The following is a 14,682-nucleotide window of genomic DNA, read 5'->3' as shown; positions in this document are numbered from 1 at the left end:
GGCGACCCCCTTGACACGCAAACCTCCGCCCGATGTCGCACCCCGGTGCGACAATCTCCTCATGAAGCTCTCCGAGCTCGTCGCCACCGCCGAAGAGGTCACCGCCACGTCGTCGCGCCTCGCGAAGATCGACGCGCTCGCCCGCCTGCTCGCACGCGCCGAACCCGACGAGATCGCTCCGCTCACCGGCCTGCTTCTCGCGAGCCCGCGGCAGGGGCGCCTCGGCGTCGGATGGCGCGGGCTCACTGCTCTCGACACCGCCCACGCCGATGACTCCACCCTGACGATCGCCGACATCGATCAGGCGCTCGAGGCTCTCGCCGCAGCATCCGGAACCGGATCGGCCGCTGTCCGCACCGCCGCGCTCACCGGGCTCGCCTCCCGCGCCACGGCCGCGGAGTGGGACTTCCTCGCCCGCGCCATGCTGGGCGAGTTGCGCACCGGCGCCCTCGGCGGGGTACTGCTCGATGCGATCGCCCGAGCATCCGATCGGCAGATCGCCACCGTCCGGCGGGCGGCGATGCTCACCGGTGACCTGGGCGCGACCGCGATCCTCGCGCTCACGGGCACCGAAGAAGATCTCGAGAGCGTCGGCCTTCAGGTGGGCCGTCCGGTCCTGCCCATGCTCGCCTCGACCGCCACGACGCCGACCGCGGCCCTCGAGGTCACCGGCGAAGCATCCGTCGAGTACAAGCTCGATGGTGCGCGCATCCAGGTCCACCGGCACGGCGACGAGGTCGGTATCTACACCCGCAGCCTCGCCGACATCACGCATCGCGTGCCCGAGATCGTCGAGATCGTCCGCTCGCTGCCCGCGCAGGATCTCATCCTCGACGGCGAGACCCTCGCACTCGACGAGGACGGCGGGCCGCGGCCGTTCCAGCAGACCATGTCGCGCTTCGGCGCAGATGTCTCGCGCGAACTCGTCCTCCGACCCTGGTTCTTCGACGTGCTGCACGTCGACGGACGCGATCTCCTCGACGAACCGCTCTCGACCCGGCTTCAGGAGCTCGACCGCATCGCCGGCGAATGGCGGATGCCGGGCGTCGTCACCGCCGACCCAGCAGCCGCCGAGCAGCTGTCCGTCGACGCCCTCGCCGCCGGACACGAGGGGGTCCTCGTCAAGGCGATCGACTCCCCCTACGCCGCTGGTCGCCGAGGGAAGTCCTGGGTCAAGGTCAAGCCGGTCCTCACCTACGACCTGGTGGTGCTCGCCGCCGAATGGGGCTCCGGCCGCCGCCGAGGCAAACTCTCGAACCTGCACCTCGGCGCCTTCGACCCCGCCGGCGAGTTCGGCGAACCCGGCGGCTTCGTCATGGTCGGCAAGACCTTCAAGGGGCTCACCGACGAGCTGCTGCAATGGCAGACCGACACCTTCCCTTCCTACGAGATCGATCGGTCGCCGTACGCGGTCTTTCTGCGCCCCGAGCTCGTCGTCGAGATCGCGATCGACGGCGTCCAGCAGTCGCCCCGCTACCCGGGCGGCATCGCCCTGCGCTTCGCCCGCGTCAAGCACTACCGGCCCGACAAGACGGCAGCGGATGCCGACACGATCCAGACTCTGCGGGCTCTGCTGCGGTGATGAGCTGTCGGAGGCCCACCCTAGGATGCCGTCATGGACGCCGGACCCGCACTGCACGGACTCATGACCGCGATCGACGAGAAGCGCTGGGACGACCTCGCGTCGTACCTGCACCCCGACTTCGCCTGCCGCCTCGTGCACACCGGCGAGACCTGCGACCGCGACGAGTGGATCCGATTCAACCGCGAGTACCCCGGGTTCGAGCATCTGACGATTGAGGACTTCGTCGCGGAGGCGACTGAGGCCGCCTGCCGATCGCACGTGACCGGTCGCGGCGACGCCGGACTCCAGCATTTCGAGTGTGCGAGCTTCGCCCGCACGCGGGACGGTCTCCTCGTGCAGCTGACCGAGGTGTGGACGGACGTCGAGCAGCAGGCACCACCCGGCACGCGCCCCGCTCCGCAGACGCAGGCGGTTACGCCGACCGCGTCCTGACGTACGTCGTGATGGCGACGTTCACCGTCACGACGACAGCGAATACGACGGCCGCCACAGGGTTTCCCAACCCCCACAGCGCCAGCATGCCGGCCCCGAACGCGACCGCCTTGACGGCCACGATCCCGACGACCGGCAGCCGAACGCGCGCTCGCGGCGCCGCGAACGTCCCCCACAGCACGACGAGCGCTCCGACTGCAGCGAACGCGATCAGGAGGCGCGCCCACCACGGCACGTCGAGCAGCAGCGCCCACCAGGCGACGAACACGAGCATCGCGAGTTCGAGCAGGAACGCCAGAAGAGCGTTGAGCAGGACGAGTTCGCGGATCGGCGAGCGGTAGCGCGCCCACTCCGGTTCGAGCGTGGAGGACGAATCGGCTGAGGGCACGGTTCCAGGATGCCGCGCGCGCTGCCCCTCAGCCAAGATCGAGCTGCGCCTTGCCGTCCCCCAGGTAGAAGATGTCCACCGTGGCACCCTCCCGCATCTGCCTGAGCCGCTTCGCGGGGATGGTCTCGCGCCCGTCGACGATCTTCAGCACGCCGTCTTCCCGCCACGACGCCCGGTATCGGACGGTCACCGAGCCGGTCTCGCTCGTGCCGACGTGGCGCACCTCTTCCAGTCGGACGCGCACCCGTCGCCCGTGTTTGCGGAACTGACGGTCCCGGACGAACAGCGACACGACGAAGCCGATACCGGCGAGGAGGATCAGCAGCCCGATCAGCATCCCGCCCGTCACGACGTCACCACGGCATCCGTCGTGCGAGCCGATCGCTTCTCCAGCGCAACCCGCACGATCGAGCCGACCACCGCGATCGCCACCGCGAGCACGACCGGGCGCCACATCTCGGCGAGAACGACCGGGAACAGTTGCATCGACGCCTCGGCCATCTCACGCAGATCGCCCTGCAGCACCCGCATCCCGAGCCCGTATCCGATGGCCGTGAACAGCGCCGGCGTCACCCACAGCCCCAGCAGCGCAATCACCCACACGATCAGCCGACTCAGCGGACGCACCCCGCACCAGACCAGCGCAGCCCCGACGATGACCCCGGGCATCCAGAAGACGACCGTCGAGACGAGCTCACCCGGCCCGGTCGGACCGGCGAACGCCCCGAACCACCGCACGACCCAGGTTCCGAACGGCACCGCGGCGAGCGCGATCCCGAGAGACGCGACCGCCACCGAACGGTGAGTCGTCATCCGCAGGCCGAGCTGAGCGAGCAGGGTGGCCACGATCGTCCCGCCGAGAAGACCTCCGAAGTACAGCGCCGCCCGGGGATCACCCGCGCCGCCCCACAGGCCGAGTCCACCCGCGAGCACGCCGAAGCTCTGCACCGCTGCGATCAGGTGCACGAGCGCGACCCCCAGCGCCGCCGGCCACACCGCCACGGTGCGACGTCGTCGCGCCATCCGCACGGCGAGCCCGGCGAAGACGCCGCCGAGCAGGACCAGAGAGAACAGGAGCGTCGCGTAGTACTGGCTCAGCGGCAGCAGGACGAACGGCATGCTCGATGGCTCCGTCTGCGCCGCCCAGAGGTTCTGCAACGGCAGCGCGCCGGAGACGATCCAGGGCAGCAGTCCCAGCACCGCACCACCCGCGCCGATCGCGAACGGCACGAGCCTGCTGGACGTCGCCTCAGGGGCGAGCGGAGCTTCGGTCATGCAGCCACGCTGGCACAGGATGCCGAGAACACCGCGTCCTGGCAGGAAAACGACGGAACGTGTCGTCCGCCGCGCTGTCGGCACCGGGTCCGCTCGCGCCAGGATTCTCGCATGCCCCAGCCCACCGAGACCGACCAGACCGCCGAGACCGCCGTCCTCCGCCGCACCGTCCAGGTCGACGGATACGCCGCCAGCTATCTGACCGTGCCCCAGGACGGCCCCGTCGTCCTCCTTCTGCACGGCACGTACTGGAGCCGGGTCTGGCTCCCCGTGCTCGACCTGCTCGCCGACGCCGGCCTCCGACCGATCGCGGTCGACCTGCCAGGACTCGGCCGCTCGGCGGGAGAGCTCACCCCGGACACCGCCACCGTTCCCGCGCTGGCCGACTGGGTGACGCGATTCGTATCAGCCCTCGGCCTCACCGGCCCGATCGTCGTCGTCGGGCACGACATCGGCGGTGCCGTCGCGCAGCATCTCCTCGTGGCCGGCGACCTGGACGTCGAACGCTTCGCCCTGGCCAACTCGGTCACCTACGACTCCTGGCCCGTCCCCGGCGTCGCCCGATTCCGCGACCCAGAGGTCGTGGCAGCGGTCACCGCCGAGGAACTGCTCGCCGCTCGCCGCCAGGCGGTGACCGCCGCGCTCGCCGACGCTGCGACCGAGCCGCTCATCACCGAGTATCTCGACCCGTGGACCGACGCGCGCGTCCGCCGCTCCTGGATGAGGCTGGCCGGCGCCGCAGACAGCCGCTTCACGCTCGAGCTCGTCCCCGCGCTGCGGGAATCCCCCGTCCCGAAGCTGCTCATCTGGGGAGAGGAAGACACCTTCCAGCGCATCGAGTACGCCGAGCAATTCGCCGCCGAGATCCCGCACACGAGGCTCGTCCGGATCCCCGACGCCGGTCACATCCCGATGGAGAACGCCCCGGACGCGGTCGCAGACGCGCTCGTCGACTTCCTCACGACGTGACCTCGACCCCGAACCGCTCCGCGGACGCGACCTGCTCGGCGACCCGCCGCAGCGCGAGCAGCAGCGGCTCCACGAGCACCGACCCGAGCACGACGTAGCGCACGGCCGCCTCAGCGGATTCGGTCGGAGTGGCGGCGACCTCGGCATCCGCCATTGCCCTGATGCTGTGCAGATAGACCGGCAGAACCCCATCCGGCACGACGAAGCCCGCACGCTCGAGCCCGTCCAGAGCGCGCGCGACGTCGCCGAGCACGTCGGGGTCGCAGGCCCCCGGCTTCCACCCGAGTCCCGCGACCAGGCGCTCGGCGGCCTCCGTCGACGCCCCCTCGTCCGCCGGTCGCGTGATCGCGGCGTGCGCAGCGCCGAGCAGTTCATGCGGGCTGGACGGCGGATCGTCGAGCGCCTCCAGCACCCGACGCGTCTCGGCGACGCTCACCCCGGCATCCAGCAGCGCCCGGATGACACCGAGCCTCTGCACGTGCAGCGAACCGTACGCCGCCTGAGTCGGCGCACTGCGCTCCCCCTCGGGGAGCAGTCCCTCGCGCAGGTAGTACTTGATCGTCGGCACGGTCACACCGCTCTGCGCCGACAGTTCGGAAATCCTCATGGCCACCTCTTGACTTCGATAGTACCGCTATCCATTATGGATAGTGACGCTATCCAATTGAGGAGAACACCATGTCACGCATCATCCCGGGGCGCTCAACCCACCGCTACGACGGCGAACTGGTCGTGTTCCACATCGGCATGCAGATCAACCGCTGGTGGCGGCCCGACCTCTGGCTGCCGGCCTTCTTCGCCATGCCGCGGATGCTGAAGGAGCTGTCCCGCGACACCGACTCCGGCTTCCTCGGCTACGAGCTGCTGTTCGGCGGCGGCGGCCCGTACGTCGTACAGTACTGGTCGTCGGTCGAAAAGCTCTACGCCTACGCGTCCACGCCCTCGCAGGAGCACCGCCCGGCCTGGACCCGCTTCAATCAGGCTGCTCGGAAGGCACCGGGAGCCGTCGGCGTCTGGCACGAGACGTTCCTGGTCGAACGCGCCGAGAGCGTCTACGTGTCGACCAGGCCGATGGGGCTGCCCAAGGCCACCGAACTCGTCCCCGTCGGCCGGCGCCAGGACCGCGCCGCCGCACGCTTCGCCGAGGGGCGGACGCGGCACGCCGAGCCCGCGGCATCCTGACCCCGCGGTCGCCGCGCCGACGAGAAACCATCTCCGCCGCGAGAAACCACCTCGCGCGTGGTTTCTCGCGCACGAAGTGGTTTCTCGCGGGTCCGACTCAGTCGGCGATGTCGAGGTCGAGGCCGCTGTTCTCGGCCACGTCCTCCCAGGAGAAGTACTTGAAGTTCGTGCTCTCCTCGTCCGCACCCTCCGGCGTGTTGTCGCCGTCCTGCAGCGCGAGCAGTCCGCCGTCGAACCCGGGCAGGCTCACGTTCACGACATCCGCACCGTCGCTGTGCTGGGTGCTGTCGACGGCGCCGTCCGCCGTACGGAACGATCCGACGTACTCGTTGTCGTCCTCGATCTCGTAGACCGCGAAGCTGTCGTCGCCCTGGCTGGACGCGAGCAGGTACCCCTCGCCCTCATCGGTCTCGTAGATCGTGAGACCCTCGATGTCGGTGCGCAGCACGTCGCCGCCGAAGCCGGGGTTCTCGCCGTAGACGCACTCGTCGAGCTCGGCGTCGTAGGTGCCGGGGAGGCCGAACTCGATCGCGGTGTCGACGAGCTCCGGCTCGCCGGACAGGTCGGCGTCGACCTTCCAGATGCCGACGAGCTCCTGGCCGAGGTAGGCCGTGCCGCTCTCCTCGTCGACCGCGATGCCCTCGACCTGTGCGTACTGACCAGGGTCGTCGCAGGTGGTCCACGTCGAGCCGTCCGGCATCGCGAACTCGGCGGGCAGCGCGATCTCGCGCACGACGTCCCAGCCGACCGTGCCGTCGCCCTTGTCGCTCAGCTCGAGCAGCGCGACCTCGGTCTCGGAGTTGCGGCTCACCAGCGCGTACGCTCCGTCGTCGTCCTGCCAGGTGGCCAGGCCGTACGCGGTGTGCTCGCTGTTGACCTCCTCCTGGGATGCCGAGAAGATGCGCCCGGCGTCCGGAGCCGTCACCTCGACGAGCTCGCCGTCGTCGATGACGAAGATCCCGAGGTCGTCCATGCCCTTGTCTGAGACCACCGCGAGATCGACCTCGTCGCCGTCGAGCTCGAAGTCGTGGATGAGGTCGACGTTGTTGTAGCGCCCAGGGGCGTCGTCCTCACCGGGTGCCGGCTTCGGGTCGATGTGCTGGACCAGCTGTCCCTCGAGGTCGTAGACGTTCATCCCGGCCTCCTTGGCCGTGGTGATGACGAGGCTGTTCTCGGCGTCGTCCTCGTCGACCCAGATGGCCGGATCGTCGGCGTCGGCGTCATCGGCATCCCACAGCGCGGGGGTCTCGAGCTTCGCGGTGACGCCCTCGGCCTTCGACTTCGAATGGCCGTACGCGTAGGCGTGCCCGTTGGCGTGCGCAGGCGGCTGCGGGTTCGGATGCGGCTGAGCGGCGCCGACCAGCACGACGGCGGAGGCGCCGATCGCGGCGACGGTGAGCAGGCGGGGGATCACAGGGACTCCTCGGGGGATCAGTGGATGGTGTCGCCCGATGGTTCTGCCCCACCATGAACGCCGTGTGAACCGGTGGTGACGTGTGACGTCGGCGACTCCCCCTACTCTCAGAGCATGACCCGGTACCGACTCCGCGTGAGTCTCGTCGGCAGCGACCCCGAGATCTGGCGCGAACTCGAGGTTCGCGGCAGCATTCGCCTGCGGATGCTGCACATCGCCCTGCAGACGGTGATGGGCTGGCGCGAATCCCACCTGCACGAGTTCACGGATGCCGATCCGTACGCTCCGTCGTCCGCACCGCCGCGGCGCTGGGGACCGCCCGAGTTCCCGGATGCCGCGGCGGGCACGATCCCCGAAGACGACGCGACGGTCGCCGATCTGCTGCGCGGCGGCGGGCCGCGCTGGTACGAGTACGACCTCGGGGACGGCTGGACGCATCGCATCGACGTGCTCGACGAACGGGCGGACGAACCCCAGCTGACCTCGGTGGTCGTGCTGGACGGCGCGCTCCGGACGCCGTTCGAGGACTCCGGCGGTCTGGGCGGCTACGCCGAGAAGCTCGCGATCGCCGCGGACCCGGCCCACCCCGAGCACGACGACATCGTCGAGTGGATCCACGCCACCGTCGGGCCCTGGGCCCCGCACGACGCCGGCACGTTCGACCTCGTCGCCGTGCAGACCGAGCTGAACCTCCTCTTCAACCCCGAGTCGTCGGGGTTCGACCCGTACGACATGTCCGGACTCGTGAAGCGCGAGGAGCTGCGCCGCCCCGGCGATGTGCACGACGCGTCGCCGATCGTCGCTTTTGCCGCCGAACTCCCGCCCCCGCTGCGCAGCGAGCTGCGCCAGCACCTCGATCGCACCGGCATCCTCGAGCCGCCGGAGATCGATGCGGAGACGGCCGGCCGCATCGTCCGCCCCTTCACCTGGCTCTTGGAAGCGATCGGCGCCGACGGGCTCGCCCTGACGTCGGCCGGATGGCTGCCGCCCGCGACCGTCCTCACCGGCATGACCGAACTGGGCTGGCTCGACGACTGGATCGGCAAGGGCAACCGTGAGGACCTCACCCCTCCGATCGCCACACTGCGCGAGGTCGCAGAGCGGATCGGCCTCGTACGGGTGCAGAAGGGGCGGCTGCTGCTGAGCACCGCGGCGTCGGCTGCACTCGGCGCCCCGATGCGGCAGCTGCGCCTGATCGCCGGCGGCCTGTGCCGACAGCTCGGCGACGCCGAGACGGATGCCGCGACGCTCCTCCTTCTCGCGATCGCGGACGGCACGCCACCAGAGGAGCGCTGGCGCGCTGTCGCGTTCGGTCTGGAGGCCTGCGGATGGGCCTCATCCACGGGGATGCGCTTCACCGAGCGCGACATCGGATTCGCGACCGATCACGTGCGGCAGGTGCTCGACCTGCTCGGCGACTCCGACGGGCGTCCGCGACGAGGTGACCCCGACCCGCTGCTGGCACTGTTCGCGCGCGAAGCACTGCGGTAGCGCCGGGCGGCTCCGAGCCAGCCGGCGAATCACGGAGCAGCCTCCGCATCCTGTCTCGGCCCCCGGCCTACACTCGCAACCATGCTTTCCGCCGACGTCGTCACCTCTTCGCAGGCGGAGGATCTCGCTGCCCGAATCCTCGCCAGGCGAACGCATCCGCTTGTGCTCGTCTCCACGGATCCGGACGGCGGATTCGCCTTCGACGTGACGCGACTGCGCAGCGAACTGGACGGCCTCGCCGACGTCGTCACGATCGAGACGGGAGCGGTGACCCGCCACCTCGAGCAGCTGCTGCCGCCGAAGTCGCACGCGTTCGGGGGCGCCGCGCGCTCGTATCCGATCGACTTCGGCACGGAGCCGGCATGGACCAGGTCGCATCTGCGTTTCCCCGACCACGCGACCACCGACGATCTGATCGACGACGCCATGTCGCAGAACGTGCAGCGCACGGTCGAAACGGCCGCCTCTCCCCGAGTGCGACGAGCCACCGGCATCGTGCAGGGTTTCATCGCCGACGGCAGCCGCGCCATCGTCCGCCTCGACGACGACACGACCGTGACCGCGACGGACGCGCTGCTGCCACCGGACATGCCGCTGCTCGCGGCGCTGGTCGTCGGAGCGCCGACGAGCGGGATCCTCGGCGGCACCGAACTGCACCCCGAGCCGCTCGAGCCCGATCTGGAGGCATTCCCCGACGGCTCGCACACCCTTGCGCTCGTCGTGAAGGTGACCGAACTGCGCGCGACCGTGCAACTGCACCCGCGGATCTCCGCCGTGCTGCGCCGCCGCGACGTCGACTCCGGCGACGGCCCCGTCGGCGAAGTGCTCGCCGTGGGTGACGTCGTCCGTGTGCGGGTCACCCGGCTCCCCGGCGGGGATCCCGCCCTCAGCCGCACGGACGCCGACCCGGACGCACCGCTGATCCCGGCTCTCCCGCTGGTCGTCGGCGGGGCGCCGTGGCTGAGCGAGGACCGCCGCCTCCCGCGCCGGTCGGATGCCGCGACGGACCAGGATGCCGCAGAGACGGCCCCCGCGGCATCCGCTGCTCCCCTGCCGACCGACTACGCGACCCGCACCGACGTCACGTCGCTGTCGAGGGAGATCACGAGTCTGCGCGCCGATGTCCTGGCGCTCACCAACCTCGTCGGGCGCGCGAACGGCGCGGCGACCGTGAACGATGCCGAGGTGGCGAAGCTGCGCCTCGAGAACGATCGCCTTCGCGCGCAGCTGGCCGATGAGCGCGCGGAGCGGGCGACCGCCGAGGCGAAGCTCGGCCACGCCGAGCAGGACCGCCGCGAGACCGGACGAGCACTGCGGGATGCCCGTCGCGCCGCCGAGCGCTCGCACGTGGACACGACCGCCGACGGCATCCGCTTCGAGATCGAACGCACCTGGGGCAACCGCACCGCACCCGGCGAACGAGGGCGCTGGCCTCTGCGCGAGTACCGCCTCGGTGACGATTTCATCGAATCGTTGAACCCGCTCGACGAGGGCCAGCTGAGCAAGGCGATCCGCACGTGCGTCGACGCCATCACCGGTCGCGACCGCGAGATCCCGGCGCGCGAGCTGCACCGCCTGCGCACCGGCGAGGGCGGCGGGGACTCGTACGTGGTGCGCGAGGACGGCGCACGCTGCATGCGCTCGAGCGTGGAGCAGAATGTCGCCGGCGCGCGGCGGCTGCACTACTGGGAGCTGCCGGGCGGCGGTGTCGAGCTGGGGCGCATCGTGCACCACGACGACACGAAGCCGTAGCCTCGGTCATCGCGCGAAACACTTTTCCGCCGAGACGTCAAGGCCGCTGACGATCGCAGGACTCCTCGATAGCTTCGCTCGGATGCATGACCCTGATGCACGTACGAGGAGTTCGCGATGACGCTGGAAGTCGTATCGCCGACGGCCGCTCTGCTCGACAGCAGGTACCTGCTGGAGGGCCCCGTCGGCAAGGGAGGGATGGCGACGGTGTACCGCGCCGAGGACACCCACCTCGGACGCACCGTGGCCATCAAGATGATCCACGACCACGACGATGTCCTGCGCTCCGCCGACAGGGCGCACACCGAGAAGGCGCTGCTCGCATCGCTGAACCATCCGTCGCTGGTGACGCTCTTCGATGCGCAGCTCGAGCCGCACCGCCCGCAGTACCTCGTCATGGAGTTCGTCGACGGGCCGACGCTGGCCGCCCTCATGGCGGAGGGGCCGATCCCGCCTCGCCAGCTCGCCCGCATCACACAGGATCTGGCCGAAGGCCTCGCCGCCGTGCACGCGGCGGGCATCGTCCACCGCGACGTGAAGCCGTCGAACGTTCTCATGACGCGCACCGGCGACGCCGGCATCCCGTGGGCGGCGAAGCTGGCCGACTTCGGGATCGCCTGCGCGGTCGACCGCTCGCGACCGGCGGGTCGGGGCATGGTCCTCGGGACGCTCGCCTACATGGCACCCGAGCAGTTGCGCGATGCCGACCCCGGCACCGCCGTGGACATCTTCTCGCTGGGGCTCGTCGTCCTCGCGGCCCTGACCGGCGGAAACGGATACCCGGACCTCGGCTCGGGCCGCGCCGCGGCGCTGGCGCGGGTCATGCAACCGCCGACGATTCCGGATGCCGTCGACGGGAGGTGGCGCGACCTGCTGGAGCGGATGACGCGACTGGATCCGGCCGAGCGGCCGAGCGCGCTCGAGGTGGCGCGCACGGCGCGGGAGCTCGCACGCAGCGATGAGCCCGCGGGTCTCGCGTCGGCGCAGGGCGCCTCCTCCGCTCAGGACATCCCCACCGCGCCGACGGCCGCCCTTCCCGCCGCCGCCCGGCCCCACCGGTGGCGGCGCATCCTGCTGGGCGCGGCAGGGCTGGTGTTCGCGGCGATCGTCGCCGGGGCCGCGTTCCTCATTCCGCCACCGAGCGAGGCGGGGCGGATCGCGACGATGACGTCGCTGCGCACGGTCTCCGACACCTCCGGACCCGCCGATACGGCGCCGGACGCCGGTGACGACGACCAGGGCGCGCCGGCCGAGACCGTGACCGAGCCGACCGACGACGACCGTGGCGAGGACAACCGTGGCGAGGGCAACCAGGGCACGGGTGAGGACAACCGGGGCAAAGGGAACAACACCGGTGAGGGCAACGGAAAGGGCAAGGACAAGTAGCGGCCGCGGATGCCGAAAAGCCCGCCCGGCACCCCTGAAACGGCGACGACCCCGCGCCGGTAGACTGAACACGCCCCGCTCGGCCCTTTCCCTTGGAGTGCGCGTGACCACCCCCGAAGCATCCGCCCGTCAGCACGTCCCCGACTCCGTCGAGAACGCCGTCGCCACTCCCGACAAGGAGCAGCCGTACGGCGCGCTGGGCCTGAAGGATGACGAGTACGCCCGCATCCGCGAGATCCTCGGCCGCCGCCCCACCTCGGGTGAGCTGGCCATGTACTCCGTCATGTGGTCGGAGCACTGCTCCTACAAGTCGTCCAAGAACTACCTGCGCCGATTCGGCCAGAAGGTCTCCGACGAGATGAAGGAACGCCTGATGGTCGGCATGGGCCAGAACGCGGGCGTCGTCGACGTCGGCGAGGGCTGGGCCGTCACCTTCAAGGCGGAGTCACACAACCACCCGAGCTTCATCGAGCCGTTCCAGGGCGCTGCCACCGGCGTCGGCGGCATCGTCCGCGACATCATCTCGATGGGCGCCCGCCCCGTCGCCGTGATGGACGCCCTGCGCTTCGGCGCGATCGACCACCCCGATACCGCGCGCGTCGTGCACGGCGTGACCGCCGGCATCAGCTTCTACGGCAACTGCCTCGGCCTGCCGAACATCGGCGGCGAGACCGTCTTCGACGCCGTCTACCAGGCCAACCCGCTCGTGAACGCCCTCGCGGTCGGCGTGCTGCGCCACGAGGACCTCAAGCTCGCCAACGCCACCGGCGTCGGCAACAAGGTCGTCCTCTTCGGCGCCCGCACCGGCGGAGACGGCATCGGCGGCGCCAGCATCCTGGCATCCGACTCGTTCGACGACGGCGGGCCCACCAAGCGTCCTGCGGTCCAGGTGGGCGACCCGTTCGCCGAGAAGGTGCTCATCGAGTGCTGCCTCGAGCTGTACCGCGGCGAGCTCGTCGAGGCCATCCAGGACCTCGGTGCCGCCGGCATCTCCTGCGCGACCAGCGAGTTGGCGGCCAACGGCAACAGCGGCATGAAGGTCTCGCTCGACAACGTGCTGCTGCGCGACCCGTCGCTCACGGCCGAGGAGATCCTCATGTCGGAGTCGCAGGAGCGCATGATGGCGATCGTCGCGCCGGAGAAGCTGGATGCCTTCATGGCCGTCGTCGACAAGTGGGAGGTCGAGACCAGCGTGCTCGGCGAGGTCACCGGAGACGGACGCCTCATCATCGACTGGCAGGGCGAGCGCATCGTCGACGTCGATCCCTCCACCGTGGCCGTCGACGGCCCCGTCTACGACCGCCCCGTCGCCTACCCCACGTGGATCGACGCGCTCCAGGCGGATGCCGCGGAGAACCTCCCCCGCTCGAACGATGCGTCGGTGCTGCGCGACCAGTTCCTCGCGCTGGTGGCCTCCCCGAACCTCGCCGACACCCGCTGGATCACCAACCAGTACGACTACTACGTGCTCGGCAACACGGCCCTCGCGTTCCCGGACGACGCCGGCATGATCCGCGTCGACGAGGAGTCCGGTCTCGGCTTCGCGATCGCGACCGACGCCAACGGCCGCTACAGCCAGCTCGACCCGTACGCCGGCGCGCAGCTCGCCCTGGCCGAGGCCTACCGCAACGTGGCCGTCACCGGCGCCACGCCGACCGCGATCACGGACTGCCTGAACTTCGGCTCTCCCGAGAATCCCGAGGTCATGTGGCAGTTCGGCCAGACCGTCGACGGCCTCGCCGACGGCTGCTACGAGCTGGGCACTCCCGTCACGGGCGGCAACGTCTCGTTCTACAACCAGACCGGCGACGTGCCGATCCACCCGACCCCGCTGGTCGGCGTGCTCGGACTCATCGACGACGTGTCGCGGCGCATCCCGTCCGGCTGGCAGGACGAGGGGCAGAACATCTATCTGCTCGGCACCACGAAAACCGAACTGAGCGGCTCGGCATGGGCCGAGACCGTGCACTCGCACCTCGGCGGGCGCCCGCCGGTCGTGGACCTCGCCGGTGAGAAGCGCCTCGCCGGGCTCATCGGAGCAGCACGCGACGAGTGGCTGATCTCATCCGCGCACGACCTCTCCGAGGGCGGGCTCGCGCAGGCTCTCGCCGAAGGCGTCATGCGCTTCGGCGTCGGCGCTCGCGTCTGGCTGAACGAGATCATCGAGAGCTCTGATGTGGATGCCGCGACCGCGCTGTTCTCCGAGTCGGCCGGACGCGTCATCGTGACCGTGCCGCGCGAGGACGACGTGAAGTTCCGCGGGCTCTGCGAGGGCCGCAACTACCCCGTGATACGCATCGGCGTGACCGACACCGAGCCGCAGCTCGAGGTGCAGGACGTGTTCACGATCTCGGTCGACGAGCTGCGCGAGCGGTCCCAGGCCACTCTGCCGAGCTACTTCGGCCCCACCGTCACCGAGCCGACGCCGGCCTGACGCCCCCTGATCTCTAGGAGCAGAACATGACTGAGCACCACGAAGAGGCCGAGGATCTGTCGATCTATTCGGAGCGTCGCCAGAAGCGGATCCGCGTCACCGCCTGGGTCACGATCGGCGCGCTGATCCTGGTCGGCGGCGGCGCGACGGTGCTCTCGCTCATCCTGGGCTGAGGTTCGCGGCCGCACGCCCACGCCGTCAGGCAGGGGTCGCAATTGGCCGCGTCATGCCCCGCGAGGTGGCCATTGGCGCCACCTGCCGCAGGCGACCACGGCCGGTCGGCCCACGAGGGGTCGCGAATGGCCGCGTCATGCCCCGCGAGGCGGCCATTCGCGCCACCTGCCGCAGCAGCACCGCACCCCGGCATCCGTTCA

General features: G+C 70.3%; 14 protein-coding genes. 9 read left to right on the top strand and 5 right to left on the bottom strand.

Going from position 1 to position 14,682, the window contains the following annotated elements; genetic code table 11:
* Positions 1-61 precede the first annotated feature (61 nt).
* Together AC3ANJ_RS01460 and AC3ANJ_RS01455 are read left to right on the top strand one after the other, a co-directional pair.
* Positions 62-1,582, top strand: coding sequence for an ATP-dependent DNA ligase (locus AC3ANJ_RS01460; RefSeq protein ID WP_488317898.1), 1,521 nt, complete (start codon positions 62-64; stop codon positions 1,580-1,582).
* Between the two features lie 33 nt (positions 1,583-1,615).
* Complete coding sequence (locus tag AC3ANJ_RS01455; RefSeq protein WP_488317897.1) at positions 1,616-2,017, top strand: nuclear transport factor 2 family protein; 402 nt, start codon at positions 1,616-1,618, stop codon at positions 2,015-2,017.
* Here the strand turns inward: AC3ANJ_RS01455 and AC3ANJ_RS01450 are convergent.
* Genes AC3ANJ_RS01450 through AC3ANJ_RS01440 form a run of 3 tightly spaced genes read right to left on the bottom strand, consistent with a single transcriptional unit; the run spans position 1,998 to position 3,680 of the window.
* Entirely contained in the window at positions 1,998-2,405 is a 408-nt protein-coding gene (locus tag AC3ANJ_RS01450; RefSeq protein WP_488317896.1) for a YrdB family protein, read from the bottom strand. The genes AC3ANJ_RS01455 and AC3ANJ_RS01450 overlap by 20 nt on opposite strands.
* 28 nt (positions 2,406-2,433) lie before the next feature.
* Positions 2,434-2,754: a hypothetical protein gene (locus AC3ANJ_RS01445; protein ID WP_488317895.1), complete on the bottom strand. Its 321-nt coding sequence runs from the start codon at positions 2,752-2,754 to the stop codon at positions 2,434-2,436.
* On the bottom strand, positions 2,751-3,680 hold the full coding sequence (locus tag AC3ANJ_RS01440; protein ID WP_488317894.1) for a hypothetical protein: 930 nt from the start codon (positions 3,678-3,680) through the stop codon (positions 2,751-2,753). Before AC3ANJ_RS01440 ends, AC3ANJ_RS01445 begins: the two co-directional genes overlap by 4 nt.
* A gap of 111 nt (positions 3,681-3,791) precedes the next feature.
* On the opposite strand from AC3ANJ_RS01440, the gene AC3ANJ_RS01435 reads away from it, so the two are divergent.
* Positions 3,792-4,649 (top strand): alpha/beta fold hydrolase, encoded by an 858-nt coding sequence (locus AC3ANJ_RS01435; RefSeq protein ID WP_488317893.1) that lies wholly within the window; start codon positions 3,792-3,794, stop codon positions 4,647-4,649.
* Here the strand turns inward: AC3ANJ_RS01435 and AC3ANJ_RS01430 are convergent.
* A complete protein-coding gene (locus tag AC3ANJ_RS01430) occupies positions 4,639-5,256 on the bottom strand; it encodes a MerR family transcriptional regulator (RefSeq protein WP_488317892.1) in 618 nt (205 codons plus the stop codon). The genes AC3ANJ_RS01435 and AC3ANJ_RS01430 overlap by 11 nt on opposite strands.
* 71 nt (positions 5,257-5,327) lie before the next feature.
* Between AC3ANJ_RS01430 and AC3ANJ_RS01425 the strand changes: the two genes are divergently transcribed.
* Positions 5,328-5,831, top strand: a complete 504-nt coding sequence (locus AC3ANJ_RS01425) for a DUF4188 domain-containing protein (protein WP_488317891.1) — start codon at positions 5,328-5,330, stop codon at positions 5,829-5,831.
* 97 nt (positions 5,832-5,928) lie between these two features.
* Here the strand turns inward: AC3ANJ_RS01425 and AC3ANJ_RS01420 are convergent, their stop codons facing one another.
* The gene (locus tag AC3ANJ_RS01420) at positions 5,929-7,245 is read right to left on the bottom strand and encodes a phytase (RefSeq protein WP_488317890.1); all 1,317 of its coding nucleotides are present in this window, start codon (positions 7,243-7,245) and stop codon (positions 5,929-5,931) included.
* Positions 7,246-7,359: 114 nt separating this feature from the next.
* On the opposite strand from AC3ANJ_RS01420, the gene AC3ANJ_RS01415 reads away from it, so the two are divergent.
* The 5 genes from AC3ANJ_RS01415 (at position 7,360) to AC3ANJ_RS01395 (ending at position 14,481) form a co-directional block, all read left to right on the top strand.
* On the top strand, positions 7,360-8,736 hold the full coding sequence (locus AC3ANJ_RS01415) for a plasmid pRiA4b ORF-3 family protein (protein ID WP_488317889.1): 1,377 nt from the start codon (positions 7,360-7,362) through the stop codon (positions 8,734-8,736).
* Positions 8,737-8,817: 81 nt separating this feature from the next.
* Positions 8,818-10,488 (top strand): hypothetical protein, encoded by a 1,671-nt coding sequence (locus tag AC3ANJ_RS01410; RefSeq protein WP_488317888.1) that lies wholly within the window; start codon positions 8,818-8,820, stop codon positions 10,486-10,488.
* 117 nt (positions 10,489-10,605) lie between these two features.
* Positions 10,606-11,874, top strand: coding sequence for a serine/threonine-protein kinase (locus AC3ANJ_RS01405; RefSeq protein ID WP_488317887.1), 1,269 nt, complete (start codon positions 10,606-10,608; stop codon positions 11,872-11,874).
* A 103-nt stretch (positions 11,875-11,977) separates the two neighbouring features.
* The gene (gene purL / locus AC3ANJ_RS01400; protein ID WP_488317886.1) at positions 11,978-14,308 is read left to right on the top strand and encodes a phosphoribosylformylglycinamidine synthase subunit PurL; all 2,331 of its coding nucleotides are present in this window, start codon (positions 11,978-11,980) and stop codon (positions 14,306-14,308) included.
* A 26-nt stretch (positions 14,309-14,334) separates the two neighbouring features.
* On the top strand, positions 14,335-14,481 hold the full coding sequence (locus AC3ANJ_RS01395; protein WP_488317885.1) for a hypothetical protein: 147 nt from the start codon (positions 14,335-14,337) through the stop codon (positions 14,479-14,481).
* Positions 14,482-14,682 lie beyond the last annotated feature (201 nt).

Source organism: Microbacterium sp. STRO-1N, assembly GCF_057748015.1.
This window is presented reverse-complemented; position numbering and strand designations above follow the sequence as displayed.

Coding starts and splice junctions, on each gene's coding strand:
- AC3ANJ_RS01455 (WP_488317897.1), top strand. CDS start 1,616: ATGGACGCCGGACCCGCACTGCACGGACTCATGACCGCGATCGACGAG.
- AC3ANJ_RS01405 (WP_488317887.1), top strand. CDS start 10,606: ATGACGCTGGAAGTCGTATCGCCGACGGCCGCTCTGCTCGACAGCAGG.
- AC3ANJ_RS01435 (WP_488317893.1), top strand. CDS start 3,792: ATGCCCCAGCCCACCGAGACCGACCAGACCGCCGAGACCGCCGTCCTC.
- AC3ANJ_RS01440 (WP_488317894.1), bottom strand. CDS start 3,680: ATGACCGAAGCTCCGCTCGCCCCTGAGGCGACGTCCAGCAGGCTCGTG.
- AC3ANJ_RS01430 (WP_488317892.1), bottom strand. CDS start 5,256: ATGAGGATTTCCGAACTGTCGGCGCAGAGCGGTGTGACCGTGCCGACG.
- AC3ANJ_RS01395 (WP_488317885.1), top strand. CDS start 14,335: ATGACTGAGCACCACGAAGAGGCCGAGGATCTGTCGATCTATTCGGAG.
- AC3ANJ_RS01460 (WP_488317898.1), top strand. CDS start 62: ATGAAGCTCTCCGAGCTCGTCGCCACCGCCGAAGAGGTCACCGCCACG.
- AC3ANJ_RS01415 (WP_488317889.1), top strand. CDS start 7,360: ATGACCCGGTACCGACTCCGCGTGAGTCTCGTCGGCAGCGACCCCGAG.
- AC3ANJ_RS01425 (WP_488317891.1), top strand. CDS start 5,328: ATGTCACGCATCATCCCGGGGCGCTCAACCCACCGCTACGACGGCGAA.
- AC3ANJ_RS01410 (WP_488317888.1), top strand. CDS start 8,818: ATGCTTTCCGCCGACGTCGTCACCTCTTCGCAGGCGGAGGATCTCGCT.